We start from the raw sequence: 24,970 nt of genomic DNA on the forward strand, positions 1-24,970 counted from the left end.
TATGTATAAAAATCAATATATTTTAACAATTTGTGCCGTATTAGGGTTTTTATATACTTTATTTTTTTATTATCAAAACTCTAACTTAGAAAGTATTAAAACATTAAAAGCGTACACGGTTATTGAACAAGGTTGTAAAAAATCAAGAGGTGGGTCATCAGTCCATATTAAATACAATAATAAAGTATATTATATAAGATTGGCGATAGCCGAATGTGAAAAATATCCTGTAGGGACAGAAATAAAGCTTAATTACAATAAACAATTTGATTATTTTTATAAGCCAGATGGATTAACAAGAGATAAAAGAAGGTTACTAATAATAGGCGTAATTTTTATTTTATCTATTGTCCCTTGGAAAAAAATTATAAAAATAAAAGCCTGATTAGGTGTGTAAGCTTAACAAACAAAAGCCAACTCAATTGAGTTGGCTTTTGTTATTTTACATCTTGTAGCACATTCGAGAGTGCATCTTTTAATTTTTTCTTTCCAATAAAAGCATCGGTAAACTTCCCTGTTTTTGAAGACTTCCCTATTTTTCGGACCAATTAAAAATATTAAAATAGAAGAATAACAAAAGAAATCTTCAACTCCCTTACTATTGCATTATGTAATACATTGAACCTTAATATAGAATAAAGCTCCCCATTTCATTCTACAATAAAAAAATAAAACAGACTGTTTCTAATGAAACAGTCTGTTTTTATATTTAACCTCAGCGTAAGCCGATTGGTAATTAGAACTTAAGATCTCCGTTCACTTCTCTTACTGCGTTAGCAGCTTCAGCAAATTTCAACTGCTCTTCAGCTGTAAGCGTTACGTTTACGATTTTTTCTACCCCGTTTGCTCCGATGATAGCAGGAACACCAAGACAGATATCGTTTTGACCGTACTCACCTTCAAGCATTAAAGAACAAGGGATCATTTTCTTCTGGTCACATGCAATAGCCTGAACCATTACAGAAACAGCTGCACCTGGTGCATACCAGGCAGAAGTTCCTAATAACTTAGTAAGAGTAGCCCCTCCTACTTTAGTCTCTTCAATGACATATTTTTGCTGCTCTTCATCTAAGAACTCAGTTACAGGAACACCATTTCTTGTCGCTTTGCTCAATAATGGAAGCATTCCCGTGTCACTGTGAGCGGCAATTACCATTCCGTCAACATCAGATATTGGAGATTCTAATGCCTCAGCCAATCTGTATTTGAATCTTGCAGAGTCTAATGCACCACCCATTCCGATGATCTTGTGCTTAGGAAGACCCGAAGTTTTATGAACAAGATAAGCCATAGTATCCATTGGATTAGACACTACAATGATGATTACTTCCGGAGAATGTTTTACCAGGTTTTCAGTAACTTCTTTTACAATACCAGCATTGATTCCGATCAGTTCTTCTCTTGTCATTCCAGGTTTTCTTGGGATCCCTGAAGTAATTACTGCTACATGAGAACCTGCCGTTTTACTGTAATCTCCTGTTGTTCCGGTAATTTTTGTATCAAATCCGTTAAGAGACGCTGTCTGCATCAAATCCATTGCTTTACCTTCAGCAAATCCTTCTTTAATGTCTACCAAAACTACTTCTGAACAGAAGTTCTTCATTGCGATGTATTCTGCACAGCTTGCTCCTACAGCGCCTGCACCTACTACAGTTACTTTCATATTGTTACTTTTTTTAAATTATTTTTTGTTAGTTAAGTTTAAATTTGAAACTCCCCAAATTTAACAATTCCTGAAAAAATGCGCAATTTTTCAGGAATTTAATTAGAATTAAAATAAATTAGTTGACGTTCAGTAAAAACGTATATAGTTTTTTTGCTCCGGAAAGCACTTCATTGTAGTTTTCTTCAGCCACTTCAGTATCCAGAACCTCTTTAAAGTTTTTCCACATAGGGCCTGTATTTTCCTGATAACAGCCAAAAAAGTTGAAAGTCACCTCATCAAAACCTTCCGTTTTGGAAAGCTGCTTGGCAATTACATTCCCTCCCAGTGTAGACCCTTCAATCACATACAGGGCTCCCAAAGCCTCATGCTCATTGTCAAACTGAAGGTCATGAGAAGCGGGCTGATTTTCCAGCGAAAGACTTTTCAGATCTTTTTCAATCAGAGAAAGTTTCTTTCTTTCATCAAGCTGAAGTTTCTCCGCATATTTATCAGAAAGGCTGCCGAATATTTTATCTTCACTGTGAAGAAGCATCAGATAATTGGTATGGATGATCTTTTTATAGTCTTCTAAAGTAAATGTTTTGTTAAAAATCTTTTCAGAATTAAAAAGTTTTTCTGCTGCATCGTGATAGTCTGCCGTATTTTGTTTAAGATATTCTGATACCATAAATAACATTTTAAAAGTTTCTCAAATGTAAGGTTTTTTGAACGTTAAAATGAAAGAAGTTCCCTCTTTATTGCTCTCATAATCTACACTCCCCCCTATTCTCGTCATGATACGGTGCACAATAGACAGACCTACTCCATTTCCTTTGAATTTCTTTGCATTATCCATTCTGTTGAAGATCTTAAACATCTTATCTCTCTCTTCCTCAGGAATACCAATTCCATTGTCAGAAATCCGGTAAATAATAGACTGTCCCTCTTCAGTTCCTTCAATTTCTACTTTTGGAAATTCTTTATGAGATGAATATTTTACAGCATTGTTGATGATATTTAAAAACACCTGATGAAGCATAGTCTTATCCGCCAAAACATCCGGACATTCTTTAATAATAACTTCACTTGCAGGACTTCCATAGGTCATTTTTGCATTATCAGAGATTTTCTTAATCGTTTGAACCGTTTTCAGGCTTTCAAGCTGTACTTCACTGTGCTTGGCTCTGCTGAGCTGCAGTACATCATGCATCATTTCAGCCATATTATCGATCTCTTCAATAATAGTGTTGATCTTATTTTTACTTTTTTCAGAATCGCCTGCAAGATTTCCCAACAGCATCTGTGCATTAAGTTTCATCACTGTAAGAGGTGTTCCAAGATCATGAGATATTGTATAAGAAAAACTGTCAAGCTCTTCATTTACTTTTTTAAGCTCATCATTAAGGCTTTTGATGGCATTATAGTTTTTATGGGAAGTTTCTAAAATTAAATCTCTTACAGCCTGCACTGCTGAAATATTCCGGGAATTCCATCTCTTAGAATACCCTTTAATATTTTCTGTGAAAATTCGGAAAGAGGTTCTGGGTGATATCATCTTTCTTTCTTCCCCGTTTTGTGAGAATACTCCTACCTTCTTTTCCGGATTTCCGGCCCAGTTAATATGCTCATCAAACTCTTTACGGAACCAGATCAGCATTTCATTTTTATCCCTTTCAACAAAATAAATAATGATTCCGGCAGCATTTTCAGACAGATCAAGCTCTTCTCTATGATTTTTAAGGAAGCTTCGGCTTACATATATACGGTCTTTGGTATTCTCTAGTGCCCATTGTACGATCTTTGCAATACTCTCAAGCCCTGGTGTATTTCCAGTGATCGTTATACTATCATCAGAAATGATAGCCAGACCATCGGCTTCCGGTAAGTTTTTGATCTCTGTTTTACTCTCTCTGAGAGAATCAAACAAATGATTATGCTTTAAAAACTCCGCCTTTAACTGTGAGACTTTATCATTCAGCTCTAAACGGTAATTCAGTTCACTTTTGGATTTAAATGACGAATACGCGTTCGCTGCCAAAGTGGTAAAAATCCCAGCCTGTACCCTATCTTCAAGATCAATATGCTTCGGCTCTATATTCTGGCAGGTTACCAGTCCCCAAAGATGGTCATCAATAATAATAGACACACTAAAGCTGGAAGCCACTCCCGAATTTTTAAGATACTGCCCGTGAACAGGAGACATTGCTCTTGAAGCTGAAAAAGTAAGATCTATATTTTCGTTGACTTTACTTAAAATCGGAACGGTATCAGCATATACGTTACTGAAGATTCTTTTTCTCTTTTTAAGATAAAGATCTCTTGCCTGCTTCGGAATGTCAGATTCGGGGTAATGAAGGCCAAGAAAGCTTTCCATCTCTTCATGTTTCTTTTCAGCAATCACTTTTCCGGAGCCATCCATCATGAATTTATAGACCATCATACGGTCGTAGTTCACTACTTTCGCAAGGGTTTCCAAGAGATGATTCCAAAGTTCCTTTTCATTATCAATGATGTAAAAATTATCGTACTTATTAGAAATCCGTTTGTCAGGATTAAGAAGAACCTCTTCAAATTCCAGAAAAATAGAATTTCCTCCCTTAAAAACAGAGAAATGATATTCTTTACCACTGATAAAAATTTTGTCAAAATAAGTTTCATTTCTACGTCTGGTAAACTTATCCAGTGAAGAATAGATCTCTGAATCAATAATGCCCTGAAAACTTTCGGGAAAGTCAGTAATTTTCCTGTCGAAAAGCTCATACAAGTTCCCGATATTAAATATATCCGAAATATTCCTGCTTAAAAAAGTAATGGCACGGGATTCCGCATCAATGCCAATCAAATAACCAAAACTTTGTATAGAACCCGGAATATGGATAGGTTCTTCATGGCATTCTATAAAATTCATATATCTCTTCAGTCTATCAATCAAATATAGCGTTTTTTTAAATAATTTTCTATTTTGTAACGCTTAAATTTAAAGTGTGACCTTCGGCACTGCAAAGGAAGTTTCTATACATCGGAAAGAGAAAAAAAAGTATTAAAATATTCTTCATTTTTAACTCTTTTTAGTATGGCATTTATAAAATATACAAAAATTTCTACAGCTATCAATTTTTTTCCTTTTAACCATGATTCATAACATAAATTACGCATTATTAACCTTAATAATTATGTTATTCAAACAAATTTTTCTAAATTTATATCACCAAATAATGAATCTAACATGAATCTATTGAATTATTCATAATAATTACAATAAAAAATTTAAATCCAAACAATAGTATTATGAAAAAGTTCCCATTAATTTTATTTTCTCTGGTCCTCTCTATAGGATTATGGAATCCATCAGAAGCCTGTACAAGGGTTGTTTACAAAGGTCCCCAAAATACTGTTCTTACAGCCCGCTCCATGGACTGGCGTGATGAAATCCCGGCCAACCTCTGGGTCTTTCCCAAAGGAATTGACCGCAACGGACAAACCGGTCCAAAATCTGTAAAATGGACCTCTAAGTACGGAAGCATCATCAGTTCTTCATGGGATATTGCCTCTGCAGACGGAATGAATGAAAAAGGACTGGTTGCCAACCTTCTCTGGTTAGGAGAATCCCAGTATCCGAAATTCGATGGAAAAGGAAGTAAAAAGGGACTTGCTATTTCATTGTGGGCGCAGTATTATCTTGACAATTTTGCTACCGTAAAAGAAGCCGTAGAATTTTCAAGCAAAGAACCATTCGTTATTGTAAGTGATTATATTCCGGGAACAGAAAGATTTACCACCATTCACCTTTCTATTTCAGATGCTTCAGGTGATAATGCCGTATTCGAATACATCAACGGAAAACTGGTCATTCATCATGATCCGTCTTACACCGTAATGACCAACTCTCCGATTTTTCAAGAACAGCTTGCCCTTAACAATTACTGGAAAGGAATACCTGGTACAGTAATGCTCCCCGGAACCAACCGTGCAGCAGACCGTTTTGTAAGAGCTTCTTACTATATCAATGCTATTCCGCAGACCGCAGATATCCGTACAGCCGTTGCCAGTGTTTTTGGTGTCATCAGAAACTGTTCTGTACCTTACGGGATTACCTCAGCTACAGAGCCCAATATATCATCTACAAGATGGCGTTCGGTTTCAGATCAGAAAAATAGGGTCTATTATTTTGAAACTGTTTTTACTCCCAATACTTTCTGGGTAGATCTTAATGATTTTGACCTAAGTCCGAAAGGTAAAGTAATGAAACTGGATCTAAGCAATAACCATACTTACAACGGTAAATCCAACGCAAATTTTAAAGAATCTGCACCGTTCACTTTCTTAGGATTAAACTAAACATATATACTACAAAACTTATAAAATAATAAACTACATATCGTATTTCAGCATCCCATTAAACTTATCAAAAGTATTCTGTAGTTTTTGAAAACCAGACGTTCATCCGGATCACTTGAATTACATGTCTCCTCTTCCGGAGAGGTGGCTAGATCAAAGATCTGAAGGAGGTAGTTTTTAATACAGCTTCATAAGTATTTTACAAAAACTTATGCAGCAAAACAGACTTCAAAACATTAAAAAAATAAACAAAAAGATATGGACTTTTTTTCAATCAAAAGGAAAAGCCTGATCCTCTGTATGCTGGCCTGCGGGTTATCAGCCACTGCACAGATTCAGGATTCTCTGAAAGCCCAGCCTCCTCAACAGGAAGAAGACAATGTAAAATATCCACAACTTCAGATCAAAGGCCTTTTCCAGGCCCGCTATCTGGTTGGGATGAGTAAAGATGTAGATGTAAACGGGCTTCACCACACCGACGGCTCCGGAACTGATAATAATTTCATGCTCAAATACATGAGGGTACAATTGCGGGCACAGATCAGTAAACGTACAGAAGTTGTGGTGCTGGCCAACCTTGCCGATTTTAAAAATGATCCTAAAAGCAGAGTTCTCGAAAACGCTTATCTGAAGTACACCTTCAACCCCAAATTAGCCATTACTGTAGGACAGTTCAGACCATGGTTCGGTATTGAAGAGACCTATCCTATTGATATCATCAAGTCTTTAGACTGGTCCAACCAGTATACTGAATTCGGAAAACTGGGCTGGACGAGTTTCCAGATCGGGATGTCTGCCACCGGACAGCTTCAGCTGGGAGAAATACCTTTTCAGTATGCAGTCTCTGTAGTGAATGGAAACGGGAAAAACCAGGTAAATGATAATGATAATGGAAAGCAGTATTCTACCCGTCTTGTTTTTGGATTATCTCAGAAATACAGCTTCAATGTAGGTCTTAATGGAGGTATCGGAGAGGTATTCAGTAAAAAAGTATATGCGGTAGGGGTAGATCTGAGCTCTCTCGTAAAATTTGATCCGAAATGGAGCCTTGATATGCAGCTGGAAGCCAAACAGGCAACCAATCACGTTCTTTACAACTCTATCGCTCCTGAATTAAGGCCTGAAAATCCTGACCAATACCTGGTTCGCGGTGCTTATTTTCTTCCGAATTTAAGATATGAGATCAACCACAAAAACCTCAGCGCCTTCGAACTATCCTGCCGGTACGAATATCTTGATACCAACTTCAGAATGGCTTCCAACCCAAGACAGACTATTACCCCAATGTTCGGATTGGAATTCCTGAAAAACTACGGAGCAAGAATTCAGCTGGGTGTACAGTTTGACCGCTACAAACATCAGGTTGAAAACACCTCACAATATAACAACAATCTATTCATCGTTCAGGTACAGAGTAGATTCTAACCTAATAAATAGTTACTATCATGAAAGAAATTAATATTAAAAACGTAGCCATCACATTTGCTGTTGCGTTGATTATATGGTTTATACCTGTACCGGACGGTGTTACTCAGGATGCATGGCATCTTTTTGCCATTTTTGCAGCAACCATTTTAGGAATCATTCTTAAAGCCGCTCCCATGGGAACCATGTGTATGATGGCTATAGCCTTCACTGCACTGACGCAGGTAGTGGCTCCCGGAGATGCCGGAAAATCAATTACAAAAGCACTTTCCGGATTTGGAGATAAAGTAATCTGGCTGATCGGGATTTCATTCTTTATTGCCCGCGGATTTATCAAAACAGGCCTTGGAAACCGTATCGCTTTTTTATTCATCAGAGTTTTCGGTAAAAGTTCATTAGGGCTTGCCTATGGACTGGGACTTGCAGACGTTTGTCTTGCTCCGGCCATTCCAAGTAATACCGCAAGAGGAGGAGGGATTATCTACCCTATCATGAAATCTATGGCCATAAGTTTTGATTCCGTTCCTGAAAAACCGGAAACCCATAGAAAATTAGGTTCATTTTTAACATTGAACAGTTATTATATGAATCTTATCGCATCTTCTATGTTTCTGACAGGGACAGCAAGTAACCCCATGTGTCAGAAATTTGCTGCCAACCTCGGGATTGATATTACCTGGATGTCATGGGCAGCAGCAGGTTTTTTACCGGGTGCAGTAGCATTCTTTGTTGTTCCACTGGTACTTTACAAATTATATCCGCCTGAATTGAAAAAAACAGGTGATGCTCCTAAAATGGCGGCTCAGAAATTAAAAGAAATGGGGCCAATTTCAAGAAACGAATGGTTAATGTTACTGGCATTTTTTATTCTTTTAGGTCTTTGGATTTTTGGTGGTGCACTTTCTATTGATGCTACTACAACGGCTTTCATTGGGTTGACATTATTATTACTCACATCAGTATTAACCTGGGAGGATGTAAAAGGTGAAAAAGGAGCCTGGGATACGATCGTTTGGTTTGCCGTTCTGGTGATGATGGCAAGTTCATTGAATGAATTAGGCTTCATTGGCTGGTTCAGTGATCTTATCAAGGTAAAAATCGGTGGATTAAGCTGGCAGGTCGCATTCCCTGTGATCATTGTGGTTTACTTCTTCAGTCACTATATTTTTGCAAGTGCCACAGCCCATGTAGCAGCGATGTATGCTGCGTTGCTGGGAGTAGGTGTTTCTTTGGGAATTCCACCTATGCTGTTGGCCATGATGCTAGGTTTCATGGGATCAGTGTATGGAGTGCTTACCCATTACGGACACGGTCCGGCTCCGGTATTCTTCGGAAGTGGCTATGTAGATCTGAAATCCTGGTGGGTCAGAGGTCTTGAAATAGGAGTCGTACTCTTGATCATTTATATGGTTGTAGGAGGATTGTGGATGAAAGTCTTAGGATATTATTAATCATTAAATCAAACATATGTTATCAACATTGTCAAGAAAAATGCTGATGTGCCTTACAGGACTCTTTTTGGGCTTCTTCCTGTTGATTCATTTCCTTGGAAATCTTCAACTTTTTCTCCCACAGGAGCAGGCTCATCTGCAGTTCAATGCCTATTCGCATTTTTTATCGGGAAATATTATTATCAAAATAGTTTCTTATGTTTTGTATGCCAGTATTATTTTACATGCTGCAGACGGGCTGATCATCACTTTAAAAAATAAAAAATCAGGTGGCAGCTATCAATCTGACGGACGCGGAAGAGCCAGCAACTGGGCTTCCAGAAACATGGGAATCCTCGGAACATTAATTTTAATCTTCCTTGTCATCCATTTTCAGAATTTCTGGTATATCTACAAATTCGGAAATCCGCCTTTGGATGAGAACGGAAATAAAGACCTGTACATTCTGGTAGTAAATGTTTTCAAAGAATGGTGGTACGTGATCATTTACATCATTTCGATGATCGCCCTATGCTATCACCTGATACACGGGATACACAGTGCCGTAAGAACACTGGGACTGTATCATCCGAAGTTCGTAAAGTGGTTTAAAACTATCGGAATTGCCTATTCAATCATTATCTGTGTAGGTTTTGCATTGATGCCGGTGTATGTATTTTTTACTTATCATTAAACAGAACGATCATGATTTTAGATTCAAAAATACCACAAGGTCCATTAGAACATAAATGGGCTAACTATAAAAAGAAGGCCAGACTGGTAAACCCTGCCAACCGCAAGAAACTGGACGTTATTGTTGTAGGAACAGGACTGGCAGGAAGTTCTGTCGCGGCTTCTTTAGGAGAAATGGGATATAACGTAAAATCCTTCTGTTTTCAGGACAGCCCTAGAAGAGCTCACTCCGTGGCAGCACAGGGTGGTGTAAACGCTGCTAAAAATTATAAAAATGATGGTGACAGCGTTTACAGAATGTTTGTTGACACTTTGAAAGGCGGGGATTTCAGAGCCCGTGAAGCCAATGTTTACCGTATGGCGGAATGTTCTTTAAACCTCATCGATCAGGCCGTTGCACAGGGCGTTCCCTTCGGACGTGAATATGGAGGTTATCTCAACAACCGGTCATTTGGAGGGGTTCAGGTGAGCCGTACTTTCTACGCAAGAGGACAAACCGGACAGCAGCTGCTTCTGGGAGCTTATCAGGCTCTCATGAGACAGGTTGGAAAAGGTTCTGTACAGCTTTTTTCAAGACATGAAATGCTTGATCTGGTTACCGTTGACGGAAAAGCCAGAGGAATTATCGTAAGAAATTTAGACACAGGAGAAATTGAAAGACATGCCGCCCATGCCGTAATACTGGCAACAGGAGGATACGGAAAAATCTATTACCTTTCTACACTCGCTATGGGCTGTAACGGTTCTGCAATCTGGAGAGCCCATAAAAAAGGAGCTTTAATGGCTTCCCCAAGCTGGATTCAGGTGCACCCTACTTCTCTTCCACAGTCCGGAGATTATCAGTCTAAGCTGACCCTGATGTCCGAATCATTACGTAACGACGGAAGAATATGGGTTCCGTTAAAAGAAAGTGAAAACAGACCTCCCAATGATATTCCTGAAAATGAAAGAGATTATTATCTGGAAAGAAGATATCCGGCTTTCGGAAACCTTGCTCCAAGAGACATCTCCTCCCGTGCAGCAAAAGAAAGAATTGATGCAGGCTTTGGAATCGGACCTTTGAAAAATGCAGTCTATCTGGATTTTTCAAAAGCCATCAAAGAACAGGGAAAAGATAAGATCAAAGAGAAATACGGGAACTTATTCGATATGTATCTTAAAATCACAGGATATGATGCCTATAAAGAGCCAATGATGATCTCACCATCAGCCCACTTTTCAATGGGTGGACTTTGGGTAGATTATGAGCTGATGACCACTGTCCCGGGGCTGTTTGCACTAGGTGAAGCTAATTTTGCCGATCATGGAGCCAACAGATTGGGAGCCAACTCACTTTTGCAGGCTTCTGTAGATGGATATTTTATTGCTCCTTATACCATTGCCAACTATCTGGCTGATGAAATTCACACTGGAAAAATTTCACCGGATACTCCTGAATTTGAGCGGGCTGAAAATGCAGTTAAAAACCAGATCCGGGATTTTATCAATATCAAAGGAACAAAAACAGTTGACTATTTCCACAAAACTTTGGGAAAATTACTATATGACTATTGTGGTCTGGCCAGAAATGAAGAAGGATTAAAATATGCCATCCAGGAAATCAGAAAACTGAAACAGGAATTCTACAAAGACGTAAGGGTTTCCGGACAGGGAGATAAAATGAACAGCGAGCTGGAAAAAGCAGGCCGTGTTGCCGATTATTTCGAAATCGGGGAACTGATGTGCTATGATGCACTAACCCGCAATGAATCCTGCGGTGCTCATTTCCGGGAAGAGTATCAGACGCCCGACGGAGAAGCGATGAGAAATGATGCAGAGTATCAATTTATCTCTGCGTGGGCCTGGAAAGGTGAAAACGGAGAACCTGAGCTGATCAGGGAACCTTTAATCTTTGAAGAGATTCAGCCAACGGTAAGAAGTTACAAATAAAAAACAGAAAATTATGGATTTACATCTTAAGATATGGAGACAGAAGGACAGAGAAAGTGATGGAAAACTGGTCAGTTATGACCTGAAAGGATTAAATTCCCATATGTCTTTCCTTGAAATGCTGGATACTTTAAATGAAAAGCTGATCATTGAAGGTGATGAGCCTGTGGAATTCGATCACGATTGCCGTGAAGGTATCTGCGGGCAGTGTGGAATGATGATTAATGGTATTGCCCATGGCCCTTTAAAAAATACAACAACCTGTCAGCTTCACCTCAGATCCTTCCAAGATGGAGAAACAATTCTTATTGAGCCATTCCGGGCAGAAGCTTTTCCTGTGAAAAAAGATTTAAAAGTAGACCGTTCTGCTTTTGACAGAATTATCTCTTCAGGAGGTTTCGTGTCAGTGAATACCGGTCAGGCTCCTGATGCTACAGCAATTCCGGTTACTCATCAAACTGCAGAGGAAGCTTTTGATTCTGCTGCGTGCATCGGATGTGGAGCTTGTGTTGCTACCTGCAAAAACGGAAGTGCCGCTTTATTTACCTCCGCAAAGATCACTCATATGGCATCATTGCCTCAGGGGAAAGAAGAAAGAAATAAACGTGTCCTGGACATGGTTACTCAAATGGATTCTGAATTATTCGGGCACTGTTCGAATACAGAAGCCTGCCAGGTAGAATGTCCTCAGGGAATTTCTGTACTGAATATTGCCAGGATGAATTTTGAGTACAACAGATCTCTTTTCTTCCGAAAGAAGTAATAGAAGCAATATGGCAGATTTGCAAAAAAGCAAAGGAAGCTGAAAAATGAATTTAAATACAGACTATAATAAAAGAGCGGGTTTACCAATTGGTAAACCCGCCCTTTTTATTTTTAAAATGCCAAAATGGACATCTTTATTATACCTCTTTTTCAAAATAAAGTCTGTAATATTTTCCTTTATCGTCCTCTCCCATTTCCAGCTTCTGACGGTCACCATGAATATAGATATGGAAATTTTTATCCAGTTTGATAATACTTTTGAAATGTCTCTGAGTCTTTTTCACTGCTGCTTCACTGATTGGGAATTCTTCAGCGATATTCACCTGCATATCCTGTTCATAGTCTGTTTTAAAGTTCACGAAACTCTCAATCACATGTTCATCTCCCAAAACTTCGGTAGCAAATTCGTCTAACTTAAATTCTTCTTTTTCTTTGAAGAAGTTGATGGATTTATTCAGGAAATCTGCCTGGTCTGCTTTGGAAACTTCAAATTCCTGTGGAAGCTGTTTGGTGATATAATCTTTATAGACCATTAAAGCTTCCTGAGTGTGAAAATACTCATCATCACGCTGTTTTACTTTCAGGAAATCTTCAAACCAGTAGTACATATCCCCGTTTTTGTTGTTGTCAACCACAGAAAGTACATATCCGGTTTCTTTATTATTGTTGTAGATCAATGCAGCTTTATCAATTTTAGATAAACCAATTCCCTGATCTTTTTCGATATCAAATGTTTCTTCTGAAGGATTGATTTTAAGGAAAGATTCTCTTTTTTCAGTTTTAAAGATCCCTATCTTATGTACTCTGTCCGGGCGCTCACTTTCTTCTTCAAAAAATACAATAAATAATTCCCCTCCCTGCACTCTGGGATTTTCTGCAGCTTCGAAAAGGTGCTTAGCGATATTTTCAGACTCCCAGATAAATTTGGACTGATCCTCAAAAATTTCAGATACAGCACTGTAAACAGGGTTGTTCACCAGATAAGTATCACTGTAAAAATGGAAAGTTTCTTCTGATTTAAAAGAACCTAAAAAGTAATTTTCAAGCATTTCTGCCATTCCTTCTTCCAGCTTCAATTCTTCCTGGGAAAGCGTTAAAGATTCTCCGTTGATCTTATTTCCGACTCTGTGTACTATTATTTTTGAAAACATTTTTCTGAATATTTGAACTGCAAAGATATTCATTCTTATCCTTTCTGCGAAACTTAAGAATAGTATTGATTTTATTTTTGGTTTGTGCTGAATTTTTAAACTACAAAAGACACAAAAGCTTTATTTTAAAACACTTTAGTTCACTTTAGAAAATTAAAATAGTACTGCAAAAAAGTTAACTAAAGCCGAAATCTAACATTTTCAAAACCTATGTGTACTTCTTATATAATACATAAAGCTCTTTACTTAAAAATAACTTAAGTGTTATAATTCTTTTGTGAATTTAATGGTTGGGATTCCTCTTAAATCCTACACAGAAAAACGGTTCCTTCTTTTCAATTTGATAAACGCCTTATCATTTTGACATGTTTGTAATGTTTCAATGGCAAAGCGATCCCCACATAACCACCTAACCAATAACGCATTATACAAAAACCACTTCCAACGGAATACCTTTGGCATCTTCATTCTCAAAACATCTAAAAATGGACTTAAACACATTAAACAGGATAGATAAGCTAAGAAGATTAAAAAGCAGAGGCCCCAAAACACCCTCATGGCTGAAACCTTATCATATGCTCTTCTTTGCATTTTTGGTCATTTTGATCTTTGGAGCTTTTATCAAAATACTTGAACAAAATCCTCATTAAAAATATAATTATATGAACTATCTACAAGCCGTACATGAAATCACTGAAGTGGTTCCTGACTTTGGAAATGAAGTAAAAGAAATCAAAATCCAGAATTCATACAGCATAATCCGGACATTCACTGAACGTATTAAAAACATGATCCGTCAGAATGACACAAATCTACTGTTCAGGAGTTTACAGAAAATGGACAAAATCTACACTAGTGGAGATACTGTCTTAAAAAATGCCATTGAAACTACTTTTATCTATTCTCTGGACAATTTTACAGCATTTTGCAGTGAAGAATACCGGAAAAAGATCTTTAGTCATATGTCTTCAGACCTGCAGCAGGTCTATTCAAGACAAATTTACAGTCATGGCATATAAAGGGTTTGTTACATTTTTCACCTGTTTCATTACAAAGTGTTTAATTTAAACAAAATTAAAAATAACTCACAATCAATAGATTATGAAAAATAAAATCAGAAGAATTTCAGATTGGAAAACCTGGAAAACAACCACTAATAAACATAATTCTGAGATATTACTCACTCACATAGCAGTGATCATAGGAGTATTTATTTTTGCAGCATGCCTTTAAATTTTGGTATACATTTCGCTACAATAAAAAGTGTTTGAAAAATTCTTAATTATGATGAAAGTACAAATGCAAACTATTAATCAAAAAATAGCTGTTGAATACTTAAAATTTTTCTATGCTCCACTTCGCAGTGAAATCACACAGTTGTCTGTACAGGACAATTTCGCTGGGATCATGCAGGCTACTGTCAATTATCTGAAGAATCTTTTACAGGAATCGAAGATCAGCATTATTGCCCATCACATCAAACTGATGGACTGGCTTTACAGAAATGGTGATTCATACGTGAAAACGATGATCGAAAACCTCTTTGTAAGATCTTTCGAAAGTTTTAAAAAACATGCTAAAATCCAACACTGGAAATTGCTTTACCAATATATGCCTGTAAGCTTCCAGATCATTTATAATGAACAGCAGAAGCAGGATCAGATCTATTTTGGTAAATAGTATAATCAAGTTGAAGAAGTTGAAAGAGTAAATACCCCTGTTTACTCTTTCACTATCTTTACATATTTGATTTTTTCCCCGTTACAGAAGCAACTTTCTCTCTTTTCTATTTCACAGGTCCGTGCAAAACACCTATTTTTGTAAAAAGTACCGATGAAATACCCATTTTATGCTGCGCTGATCTCGCTGTCACTGATCTCATGTGGAAATAATGATAATACGATTGAGGATCCAAGACCTATAGATAAGCAGGCTTACCAATTTGAGTTTAAAAGTTATCGTGTAAAGGGTACTGTTCTTTACAAAGGATCATCAGGAAGCAAATCTAATCCTGATGAGTCTTATCTCAGCAATTACTGGAGCTTATATAAGGAACCGGCATGGAACAAAATAGAGCTTGATCTGAAAAAAAGCTCAATAAAACTAATATCCGGTACGTCAGCAGATATAACCTACAGTATTAAAATCATCAATGATTCTGTTTTAATTGATGACAACAGCAATAAACCGAATTATATCGGTGATTTCGATAAAAACACTTCTACCTTTACTTTAAAGAGAACTTTCAGATATATGAAACGTGAGCCAAGAAACGGTTCTGACGGGCTGACTATCGCTCTGAATACATTTTTTGGCACTACTCAATATGAAAATATGTTTGGAATTGTTTTTACCACTCCATCAGAAATGACAAAGTCGGAAGATGCCGTACTGTGGAGTAATATTGAATATATTTATAAAGAATTATAACTGGTTACACAGTATTAAAGCAAATCCCCGGAATGTATTAATTCCGGGGATTTTTTTTTTGTTATACGGGGATCTTATTTCTTCCCAAATACGTTATGAATAATCTGAGTTTCCTCTTTATTAAGCTTTGAAGCTTTTCCCAGCTTAGTCACAAAAAGGGTTACTTCTTCCGGAGTTGCCGGAGATCCCAGGTTTTCGTCTTTTTCATTGAAAGAATTGGTTAATACCTCCCCTTTCGGGTTGATGATCACCCAGAAAGGCAATCCTGCATTTTCTCCTTTATATTTATTCATCAGCTCCTGTCCACCGGGGTTTTCAAGGCTTTTCTTTTCTCCTCTTTCCTGAACATCCACATAAGCAGTGACAAATCTTTTATTAAAAATAGGTTTGGCCTCCGGAAGATCCATATTTTTCTCCATCATCTTACACCATTTACACCATGAAGCGTGGAACATCAGTAAGACATTTTTCTTTTCTGCTTTAGCTTCTTTGAGTGCTTTATTTAATACTATATCTGCTTTTTCCTGTGCCATATTTAACTGAAACAGCAACAGGGCAGCAATGACTATAATTTTAGAGTATTTCATTCTGAATTTTGCTTTAATATTACACGAATGTAAGTATTTTTCTGTAAAAAAAGGACTATGTTTTTTGGCGCAAATTAATTTTTATGAAGAAACTCAGCCCATCATTTTTCTACAGTTTGAAAAAAGGCATACAATAATCTATTAAGTACAGAAGTAAAAAAGCTCTTCCAACATCATCGGAAGAGCTTTTTTGAATAATATAAGAAAGTTTGTTACTGAACTACTTTTATCCCTGATGCCAGTAATCTGATCTCTGTTGCAGGTTCAGTTATTTTTGCAATGTCTTCGGGAGATTTTTTAGCATCTTCCGCATAGTGACGAAGCTCTTCTACGGAAGTTTTCTTCAGCTCGGCTTTTCCGTCCAATACAATTGTTTTTCCTTTAATGGCTGCCGGTAAGAAAAATGCATAGTCTTTCATTTTTACAAAAACCTTTGTTTTCTGTGGGTTTTCCAACGTGATCCAGCATCCTTTTTTAGGGCATACATCGGTTACCTTTCCTTTAATGGTAACGTCTTCTGTAATAGGTTTTGTATTCAGGATCTCGTTTAGATTCTGCATAGAAACTGCTTTTGCTTCTTTATCTGCAGAAACTCCTGCACCATAAGAATCACCAACGTTGGCTTTTCCTTCCGGCAGTTGTGCAAAAACGATGATACTTAAGGCAAAGAATCCTAATGATAATAGTTTTTTCATGTTTCTCTTTTTTTATAATTGTTATGATTTGGGTAATTCAGGTGGGCGCATTTTGTATTTGTAGCTATTCAGAGTTTTTAAAAAAGCTACAATGTCAAAAATTTCTTCATCCGTTAAATTCAGTTTTTCCACCATTTCTGATTTATGTGGAAATTTAGGATCATTGATCTGATCTCCTTTCGGGATTTCTCTGCCCATTCCGGCATTGTACATCATGACAATATTAGCCAGTTCTGGGAAAAGTCCGTTGTGCATATAAGGTTTGTTTTCGGAAACTTCCCTCAAGGTAGGTGTTTTGAATTTTCCTACATCTTCATTTTTATTGGTAACCACATATCTTCCCAAATCCTCATATTTCCTTCCATAGTAAGTCAGCCCTAGATTATGGAATTTCTGATCAGAAAAATAAGGGGTGTTATGACAATTGATGCAATTGGCTTTGGTACGGAATAAATGAAGTCCGTTCACTTCGGCATCTGTCAGCACATCTTTCTTTCCGGAAACAAATTTATCAAACTTAGAAGGCGGGCTTATGAGGGAACGCTCAAAAGTAGCAATTGCTTTGGCAATTTTATCTTCTGTAATATCTCCGTTTCCGAAAGCTTTTGCAAAGAGTGCTTTATAGTCTTTAATTTTTCGGATATTCTTTGTCGCCATTGACATGTGAAGATTCATTTCTACGGGATTTTCAATAGGTGCTTTTACCTGCTCTTCCAGTGTCGCTGCGCGGCCGTCCCAGAAGAAAGTTTTTGCATATCCTATATTGACCAGGGTAGGTGCATTTCTGGTTCCCGTCTGCCTGTCATGACCAAATGAAACCCTGCTTCCGTCTGACCATCCAATCTCAGGATTATGGCAATTTGCACACGATATTTGTCCGCTTTTAGATAATCTGGGATCAAAAAATAACATTTTTCCCAGCTCCATTTTATCTTCAGAATAGGGATTGTCTTTAGGATAGGTCATTTCAGATAAAGGTCCTATATCCTGAAAGCCTTCTTTAGCTTCATTAAATAAATGGGGAACCGGCCACTTAGACTGGTCTCCGCTGCTGTATAAGGTACGCAGCTCTTCTACGGTATATCCCGTAGGGTCATTAGAAGTATAACTCAATAAACATACTATTCCGGCAACGGCCAGAAAAGCGAGATATCTGTCTTTCATTTCTTTTTTAGTAATAAACATTCAGCCCTACAGCAGCAATCTGATTGGCTTTTCCATTATAATCTGCTCCATTTTTATAAGTACTGTTCATCAGCCAGACCTGAGTAAAGCTTCCAAACAGTTCATATCTGATTTTACCTTCATCCAAACGGTAACTTGCATTCAGGTTAAGCCCTATTTTAGGGGTGGTATCATAAGCAAAGTCAGGTTGTGCTATTTTGGATACAAAGATATTATCTTTAGAACTTTGATAAGGTGCATAGTTGAATTCTTTTTGCAACGGCACGTAAAGATTTTGAGTAATTCCTACAGCCAGTTTATTGGAAGGCATCAGAGCAAATTCTCTTTCCAACCCCAAACGGTACTGAAAAAAAGAAAGTTTTCTATCCATCACTACAGATACATCTTTGACATGATTTTCACCATATCCTGCATCCAAGAGCATTTTAAATGCCTCATTTTTATGATTGAACCACACTACACTACTTTTCCATGAGAGGTTTTTCTGCTCCAGACGGTATGTTCTGTACTGTAATGGGTAGTTGTAATTGGTATCCAGCTGATCCTTATAGGTAACCGCCGAAGCCCATTTTTTTCCGTTATACTTTCCTAAGAAATTAATGTAGAAACTATGCAGATCGGTCTTCAGCCCGGAATATTTTGTATAATCTTTATGATATGCATAGCTGGCATCCTGATATTCATAGATCTTATAAAAACGTTCTATCACATTTGTATAATCATACCCGGCAGAAAAGTGAGTACTGGCAGTGTTAAAAGCGTATTCTCCACCCCAGATATAACCTCCCATTTTATATTCAGAATTTCTAAATATCGTATTTCCTATATACTGGTTACCATAACCTTCATTGTAACGGATATAGATGCTGTCATTGGCAGGGATATTTCCTCCAATACTCACAAACATAATATCATTCCCTTTATAATGGTTGATGTAACTCAATTTTCCAAAAATAGCATGCTGTCTCCATTTCAATCCCAATTTGGCAAAGGCTTTATAAGTATAATCATCCACTTTTGGTCTGGGATCGGCATTCTGCCTGTAGGATTTGGCATACCTTCCTTCTCCGCCTATCTGTAAAATAACCGGTTTCACAGGGTTATAGGCAAACTGCCCATTAATAAAGTAGCTTTGCTTCTGCCATCTTGCCGAACGGGGAGCCCAATAATAAGAAGGGTTGTAAATAAAGGAAGAATTGGTAGTTCTCTCATCATTCAGAATATAGGGAACATTATCTTCAGTAGTTTTATCTGCCTGAAGTTTTCCTGATAATGCAATTTTATCATTCAGTTTATAAACTCCTTCGGATTGAAAAGTAAAGCTGCCAATTTTATCAGCAGTCTGAACTCTTTTAAAGTTCTGTTTCGTTGTAGAAAACTGAAAGCTTGTCTGAGAAAAATCTAAAGGCTGAAAAAAAGAGATATAAGGATCATTTATTCTGATATCCTTTTCTACAGAACTTATATTAATACTATCTAAATGCGTAGTCTGAGCATGAAAGAACTGACTGCTTAAAGCAGCCAATCCCAACATACTGTATTGAAAAACTTTTCTTATTTTTTTTCTTTTATTGTGCATATCCTCTAGGGTTTGCTTTAATGGTTACAAAATCATTGGCAGAATTATTGGTATCCTGCAATACTACACGGCCATTAATGATTTCTTTCGTTTTACGAATTACAGAAAGTCCCGTAAAAGTACCCTCTGCCAATCCGTTAGTATTATTAACAATGAAAGTTCTTGATGCATCAATATCAGACGGGAAATCCTTAGGTGCTTTTTGCTCCTTATCTGTAATATCTATACCGTCTATGATAAATTTCTTAGGAACCTGTAAAAACAGTGTTCCGATAGGTGCTTTAGGAGCGGCAACTTTTTTCCAGCTTGCAATTTCAGCATCCGTAGCTCTCAAAATCCCTACTCCAAGCATAGAATTAACATTCAGGATAAGGTCATTAGAAGCAATACTCCAATAGTTCACCAGCATATCCGGTACCATAATATTCTGAATATCCCATGCGAAAGGTTTTTTACCATTGCTTATGTTATAGTCTCCCATATAGGTTTCAAAGTCAGCATTGCTCAGATCAACGGTTTTAGAAGGGTCCTGTATGGCTACCCCTACACCATTAATATCATTAAAAGGCATTTTATGATTAATGGCTGTTTGGGCTACAATGATACTTTTTCCTGGTAAAATAGGATATTGGCTTCCACTTCCGGGAACTTTAATTAATATATTGGAATATACATAGTCCGTATTGGCGGCTGTTCCTCCCCCTGCTGTCTGGCTCCAGTCATACTGTCCATTAGGTAAAGTATAACTGGTTACATTATTATTCACATTTCCTTCCAGAAAAACAAGGTATAAACCATCAGCATAAATAGTCTGGTCAGAATTGTTGTGAATCTCAATAAACTGATCTCTGAAATTAGCGCCCAGCTTATTATCTGAACCTGCATAATAATATTGTTTGATCACAAGATCTCCAAGATTTCCACTGGAAATTCTTACCAATGTAGACGAGATATTGGCATTAACAGTTACTTTTTCCTGGAATCCTCCGAAATGTACGATTTCATAGCTCGTTTCCTGCCCCAGCTGCTGCTCATATTCGCTTTTCTTCAACTGCAGTTCAGCCCGAATGCTGTAAGTTCCCGGTAGTAAAGCCGTTAATTTTAAATCTCCATTAGCATCGGTTTTTCCTGTAATTTTATCACCAGTGGCTGCATTTTCCATAGTAACGGTTACGTTGGCTACCGCTTTGTCTGCAACGGAAGGATATTTAGAAGCATCATATTTAATATTTACAGTAAACGGAACAGGCTTAATCTCGTTATTTCCGCCGAAGTCCTCATCTCTGTTACATCCTACAAGGGCCAGAACTGGTATGATCAGCAATATTATTAATCGTTTCATTGTTTTTATTTTTAGTATTATTATTAAAATTTATAGGAAATATTAGCTCCAAATGATGTAGAAGTAAAGTTGGGATACAGATATCCTTGTTCGTTATATGCTTTTAAATTGAAAACATTACTTACATATACCGAGAGTCTGAAACCGCTTAAGAAATCTTTTGTTACCCTTAAATGAACATTATGCAGAGTTTTGTTATATAAACCTGAAAGCTTCTCATCCGTAGGTTTCAGGAATAGGTTCTGATATAAAGGATTAGTTCTGTCATTTTCCGGAATCATCTCTATCTCTCCACCGTATTTAAGATACCCTACAGGATAAATATCGTTGGCACCTGACAATTTCTTGTCTAAAAGGAAATGATCTGTTCTCAATCCTATAATTAATCCTGCCTTAGCAAGGTGATAGTCAAAGCTGAAACTCGCTCTGGCCATGGTGCTCTTATTTCGGGTATCGTTATAAATTCCGTATTCAAAATTCTTATCTGTAATGGTAGGAGCTGTGAATGTGTAAAGACCATCATCTTTACGTCCTGAAGTTTCTACATAACTGGCATTAAAACCAATCACAAGGTTAAGGGCTTCGATTTTTTTGAAATTAGCCATAAGCTCCAGTCCTTTATCCACAGATTCATATCCATTAACAATGCGGTTCTGGAGGTAATGGAACTTTTCCGTGCCCACAATTTCAAAAGTTGGAACTTGTGTTCCTACGATATTAACATTTACTTTAGCCTTATCCATTGTCTTCAGTACACTCATGGTAGTAAATCCATCAAATAACGTATTATAGTAACCGGTAAGGTTAACAGTTCCAAAGGGAAATCTGTAATCCACTCCTATTTCTGTTTTCCAGCTTCGTGAAGGTTTCAGATCTGAATTATCTCCCGGAGTAACAACCGTCTGCATAATCGCCGCTGAATAATAACCTGGCAAACGGTAATCTCCCAACAGGAAGTCAAAATACCTTGGTGCAGTATACAACTGATTCAATGATGGTGCTTTAGAGGTCAATCCTACCCCTCCTCTTACAGAAAGATTTCCCATCTGATAAGAAGTATTGACCCTTGGAGAGTAAGTGGAATAAGAATTCTGAAGATCGTAACGTAATCCTAAATTGGCTCTTAAAATATGTTTGTTAGCAAAAGCTTTGGTAATATTATCCTGGGCATAAAAAGCATACTGCTTGCTGGAAAGTACATTATCACGATAGTTATAATCCCTCATCCCATTTGTACTCTGTCCGCTTGCTTTCAGTGAGGCAAATTGTCCTGCCGTTCCATATCTCCCTTTTCCAAAGTTATCTCCATATCTGAAATTGAATCCGAAGCTATAGGCATGAACCCACTTGGAAGCGGTTACTTTATTTCCATTGATGCTGAAATTGGTATAAATATTAAGAGGTTTCCCATCTGAAAAGGCCTGATTTTCGTAGCTTGGGGGAGTATAGGGAGCATAGTAAACACTGTTTCCCGAAGAATTTCCATAAGGACGGGCACCCTGATTCAGCCAATATCTTCTTTCTGTAAGTTGTGTTGCATAACTCATTCCAATATCTGCACTTACCATTCTGAAAAAAGGCTTTCTCCCATTTCGGGCAAAATTGTAAGAAATATTATTCCCTAATGAAAAGCTTTTATTATCTACATTGATAACCATCCCATTCAGGTCATCCGGATCTTTCTTTCCTTTACTGGTATTGGTAGAAAATGATGCAGAAAGTTTATTAGATAAACCGCTTTTTCCCTTCGACGACCAAAGAATATTAAAATTAGTTCTATCATATCCCACCAAATCTGTTCTTGGATCAGAAAGTGAATTCATATAATCTGCCGAGACATTAAGCGCATTGTTCTTATTAAGCCCGAAACCTTTGTTTAGACCAATCTGATAAGTTCCTTCTCTTAAAGATGCATCAAGTCTCAGAGGAGAAGCCTTTGCTATTGTATTTACCTTGATAAGACCAGACGTTAAATCCCCATATTTGGCATCCGGAATTCCCTGTATTACTTCAATACTCTCAATACTTTCTGTTGGAATTTCTCTTAAATCAACACCATAGTTTGGTTGCCCGGGAGTTAAGTTACCTCCACGGCCTGAACTACTAAAGCTAATCCCAAAGGGGCTGCTGTTGGCAGAATCATAGCTCTGCATATTCTCGTTGTTGGATAAAGCGATATCATTCACCATCAATTGTACCCCAAACGCTCTGTTTCCAAAATCATCTCCACCAGGAATATTACCGGAACCTGTTATAGATGATCCGCTTGCTGTTCTGAACACAATATTTTTAAACTGGGTATTGTCAAACTGCTGTACATATTGACCTGGTAATTGCTGCAAAACATCTCCGATAGAAAAGGACTGGAGATTTTGAAGTGCCTCCTGCTGAATAGAAATTTCTGAAAACTGTTTTTTTCTTGCGGTAAGCTGTACGCCTTCGATTCTTATTTCTGATTTTTCCCGGGATGAGCTTTTAGGCGAGGTAATCTGCATCTGCAGTTCTTCTCCCTCTATCACTATAATAGTTTCCTCTTTGTTATAGGCATTCAGGAAGGTGATCTGGCATTTTCCTTTAAGAACCATAGAGTTATCTTTTTTATGCAACTCTTTACAATATTTCAAACCACCATTGACCAGTTCTCCTTTTTTAAGCTGCCCATTATGATAAAACTCTACTTTCTGAGCAGACAGAAATCCGCCTGCCGTTAAAAAAACGGCACCAACTAATAACGATACTTTCACCTTAGAATATTTAGACCGCAAAATTAATTATAATTATTCTAAATAAAAAGTAGATTTACGAAATAATTAAAGTTATTTTAACTTAAAATAAAAGAATATTTACACATAAATCCCCATGTAAAGAATAAAATAATAAAGTAAAGCACCCTTTAATAGTTCCTTTTAAGATATACCATATTAATAAACTTAACTTTCCTTCCTAAATATATTCTATAAATAAAAACCACCTTCTATGGTTTGAAAGTGGCTTTATTTAATCTGAATAAGTAATATAATTATGTTTAATGTTAAAAAACACTAGACTTTTTATTGGTAAAGCTGTTACCAAAAACATTGTATTGCCTCATTTGTAACATTGCAGTAAATAGCTCTTGATCATAAAATCAAACTGTATGATATTTTTAACCCAAATCATATTAATAAAAAAACGACTCCTATTATTAGAGTCGTTTCTTTTTTTATTCAGAAAAATTATTTTTTTAAATCTGCTTTTACATCTTTATAACCATCTGAAACTGCATCTGCTCCTTTTACAGCAACATTCTTAACATTTTTCGCACCTTTGGTAGCCGTTTTTCCAACCCATTTTGTACTGTTTTTAACACCTTTTTTTGTAGCCTTTGCCCCTTTTTGAGTTTTATCTCCAACCCATTCAGCGCCGTCTTTCACTCCTTTTTCTGTTGCCTTTGCTCCTTTCTGGATGGCATTACCTACATTTTTTTCGTCCTGTTTTACAGTTTCTTGAGCATTAATAGCTATTGCAAATAATCCAAAAGCTAATAAGGTGAATAATTTCTTTTTCATATTGTCATTTTTTTTAAATTAACTTAGTGGATATAGCATAAAACAAGCCAAATCTTTTCATCAAAAAAAATTAATGAAAGCAGCTTATTCCTTTCCTTTAAATACTATAAAAAATTTTTCAGCTTAACGAAGGTATAGCTTAAATCTTTAACACAGATATAACTTACAATGATGAATTCTGTATTGTAAAAGAAATAGGAATAAAAAAACAGCAAACATTGTTTGCTG

At 37.0% G+C, this 24,970-nt stretch carries 23 protein-coding genes; 12 read left to right on the plus strand and 11 right to left on the minus strand.

Annotated features, from left to right (window positions below; translation table 11 throughout):
• The first annotated feature begins 1 nt into the window (after window position 1).
• Window positions 2-385: a hypothetical protein gene (locus LF887_RS18145; RefSeq protein WP_236855658.1), complete on the plus strand. Its 384-nt coding sequence runs from the start codon at window positions 2-4 to the stop codon at window positions 383-385.
• A gap of 351 nt (window positions 386-736) precedes the next feature.
• On the opposite strand, the gene LF887_RS18150 is transcribed toward LF887_RS18145, so the two are convergent.
• The 3 genes from LF887_RS18150 to LF887_RS18160 form a co-directional block, all read right to left on the minus strand.
• Window positions 737-1,663: a malate dehydrogenase gene (locus LF887_RS18150; RefSeq protein WP_103293761.1), complete on the minus strand. Its 927-nt coding sequence runs from the start codon at window positions 1,661-1,663 to the stop codon at window positions 737-739.
• A 118-nt stretch (window positions 1,664-1,781) separates the two neighbouring features.
• On the minus strand, window positions 1,782-2,333 hold the full coding sequence (locus LF887_RS18155) for a biliverdin-producing heme oxygenase (protein ID WP_236855659.1): 552 nt from the start codon (window positions 2,331-2,333) through the stop codon (window positions 1,782-1,784).
• A 21-nt stretch (window positions 2,334-2,354) separates the two neighbouring features.
• Window positions 2,355-4,553, minus strand: coding sequence for an ATP-binding protein (locus tag LF887_RS18160; RefSeq protein WP_236855660.1), 2,199 nt, complete (start codon window positions 4,551-4,553; stop codon window positions 2,355-2,357).
• Window positions 4,554-4,933: 380 nt separating this feature from the next.
• Between LF887_RS18160 and LF887_RS18165 the strand changes: the two genes are divergently transcribed.
• From LF887_RS18165 to LF887_RS18190, 6 genes are all read left to right on the plus strand, one after another.
• Window positions 4,934-5,983 (plus strand): linear amide C-N hydrolase, encoded by a 1,050-nt coding sequence (locus LF887_RS18165; RefSeq protein ID WP_236855661.1) that lies wholly within the window; start codon window positions 4,934-4,936, stop codon window positions 5,981-5,983.
• Between the two features lie 258 nt (window positions 5,984-6,241).
• Window positions 6,242-7,408 carry a porin gene (locus LF887_RS18170; protein ID WP_236855662.1) on the plus strand — a complete coding sequence of 389 codons (1,167 nt, stop codon included), beginning with the start codon at window positions 6,242-6,244 and terminating at the stop codon, window positions 7,406-7,408.
• Window positions 7,409-7,428: 20 nt separating this feature from the next.
• A complete protein-coding gene (locus LF887_RS18175) occupies window positions 7,429-8,859 on the plus strand; it encodes an anion permease (protein WP_236855663.1) in 1,431 nt (476 codons plus the stop codon).
• A gap of 16 nt (window positions 8,860-8,875) precedes the next feature.
• Window positions 8,876-9,532, plus strand: a complete 657-nt coding sequence (locus tag LF887_RS18180) for a succinate dehydrogenase cytochrome b subunit (protein WP_236855664.1) — start codon at window positions 8,876-8,878, stop codon at window positions 9,530-9,532.
• 11 nt (window positions 9,533-9,543) lie between these two features.
• Complete coding sequence (locus LF887_RS18185; protein ID WP_236855665.1) at window positions 9,544-11,460, plus strand: fumarate reductase/succinate dehydrogenase flavoprotein subunit; 1,917 nt, start codon at window positions 9,544-9,546, stop codon at window positions 11,458-11,460.
• Window positions 11,461-11,473: 13 nt separating this feature from the next.
• Window positions 11,474-12,223, plus strand: coding sequence for a succinate dehydrogenase/fumarate reductase iron-sulfur subunit (locus LF887_RS18190; protein WP_236855666.1), 750 nt, complete (start codon window positions 11,474-11,476; stop codon window positions 12,221-12,223).
• A gap of 139 nt (window positions 12,224-12,362) precedes the next feature.
• On the opposite strand, the gene LF887_RS18195 is transcribed toward LF887_RS18190, so the two are convergent.
• Window positions 12,363-13,376, minus strand: coding sequence for a nucleoid-associated protein (locus LF887_RS18195; protein WP_236855667.1), 1,014 nt, complete (start codon window positions 13,374-13,376; stop codon window positions 12,363-12,365).
• Between the two features lie 485 nt (window positions 13,377-13,861).
• Here LF887_RS18195 and LF887_RS18200 point away from each other — a divergent pair, with 485 nt between their 5' ends.
• The 5 genes from LF887_RS18200 (at window position 13,862) to LF887_RS18215 (ending at window position 15,806) form a co-directional block, all read left to right on the plus strand.
• Window positions 13,862-14,026: a hypothetical protein gene (locus LF887_RS18200; RefSeq protein ID WP_236855668.1), complete on the plus strand. Its 165-nt coding sequence runs from the start codon at window positions 13,862-13,864 to the stop codon at window positions 14,024-14,026.
• 12 nt (window positions 14,027-14,038) lie between these two features.
• Window positions 14,039-14,395: a hypothetical protein gene (locus LF887_RS18205; protein ID WP_236855669.1), complete on the plus strand. Its 357-nt coding sequence runs from the start codon at window positions 14,039-14,041 to the stop codon at window positions 14,393-14,395.
• An 82-nt stretch (window positions 14,396-14,477) separates the two neighbouring features.
• On the plus strand, window positions 14,478-14,609 hold the full coding sequence (locus LF887_RS24275; protein WP_262912481.1) for a hypothetical protein: 132 nt from the start codon (window positions 14,478-14,480) through the stop codon (window positions 14,607-14,609).
• A 51-nt stretch (window positions 14,610-14,660) separates the two neighbouring features.
• Window positions 14,661-15,056 (plus strand): hypothetical protein, encoded by a 396-nt coding sequence (locus tag LF887_RS18210; RefSeq protein WP_236855670.1) that lies wholly within the window; start codon window positions 14,661-14,663, stop codon window positions 15,054-15,056.
• A gap of 153 nt (window positions 15,057-15,209) precedes the next feature.
• The gene (locus tag LF887_RS18215) at window positions 15,210-15,806 is read left to right on the plus strand and encodes a hypothetical protein (RefSeq protein ID WP_236855671.1); all 597 of its coding nucleotides are present in this window, start codon (window positions 15,210-15,212) and stop codon (window positions 15,804-15,806) included.
• A gap of 74 nt (window positions 15,807-15,880) precedes the next feature.
• Here the strand turns inward: LF887_RS18215 and LF887_RS18220 are convergent, their stop codons facing one another.
• The 7 genes from LF887_RS18220 to LF887_RS18250 form a co-directional block, all read right to left on the minus strand.
• Window positions 15,881-16,393 (minus strand): thioredoxin family protein, encoded by a 513-nt coding sequence (locus LF887_RS18220; RefSeq protein WP_236855672.1) that lies wholly within the window; start codon window positions 16,391-16,393, stop codon window positions 15,881-15,883.
• A gap of 212 nt (window positions 16,394-16,605) precedes the next feature.
• Window positions 16,606-17,088 (minus strand): DUF4920 domain-containing protein, encoded by a 483-nt coding sequence (locus LF887_RS18225; protein ID WP_236855673.1) that lies wholly within the window; start codon window positions 17,086-17,088, stop codon window positions 16,606-16,608.
• A 21-nt stretch (window positions 17,089-17,109) separates the two neighbouring features.
• Window positions 17,110-18,252 carry a cytochrome-c peroxidase gene (locus LF887_RS18230; RefSeq protein ID WP_236855674.1) on the minus strand — a complete coding sequence of 381 codons (1,143 nt, stop codon included), beginning with the start codon at window positions 18,250-18,252 and terminating at the stop codon, window positions 17,110-17,112.
• Between the two features lie 7 nt (window positions 18,253-18,259).
• On the minus strand, window positions 18,260-19,852 hold the full coding sequence (locus tag LF887_RS18235) for a DUF6850 family outer membrane beta-barrel protein (protein WP_236855675.1): 1,593 nt from the start codon (window positions 19,850-19,852) through the stop codon (window positions 18,260-18,262).
• Entirely contained in the window at window positions 19,842-21,194 is a 1,353-nt protein-coding gene (locus tag LF887_RS18240) for a DUF4876 domain-containing protein (protein WP_236855676.1), read from the minus strand. The genes LF887_RS18235 and LF887_RS18240 overlap by 11 nt, the downstream gene beginning before the upstream one ends.
• A 23-nt stretch (window positions 21,195-21,217) precedes the next feature.
• A complete protein-coding gene (locus tag LF887_RS18245) occupies window positions 21,218-23,938 on the minus strand; it encodes a TonB-dependent receptor plug domain-containing protein (protein WP_236855677.1) in 2,721 nt (906 codons plus the stop codon).
• A 471-nt stretch (window positions 23,939-24,409) separates the two neighbouring features.
• The gene (locus LF887_RS18250; protein ID WP_236855678.1) at window positions 24,410-24,742 is read right to left on the minus strand and encodes a hypothetical protein; all 333 of its coding nucleotides are present in this window, start codon (window positions 24,740-24,742) and stop codon (window positions 24,410-24,412) included.
• Window positions 24,743-24,970 lie beyond the last annotated feature (228 nt).

Origin of the sequence: Chryseobacterium sp. MEBOG06 (genome assembly GCF_021869765.1) — a bacterium.
Taxonomy (GTDB): Bacteria; Bacteroidota; Bacteroidia; order Flavobacteriales; family Weeksellaceae; genus Chryseobacterium.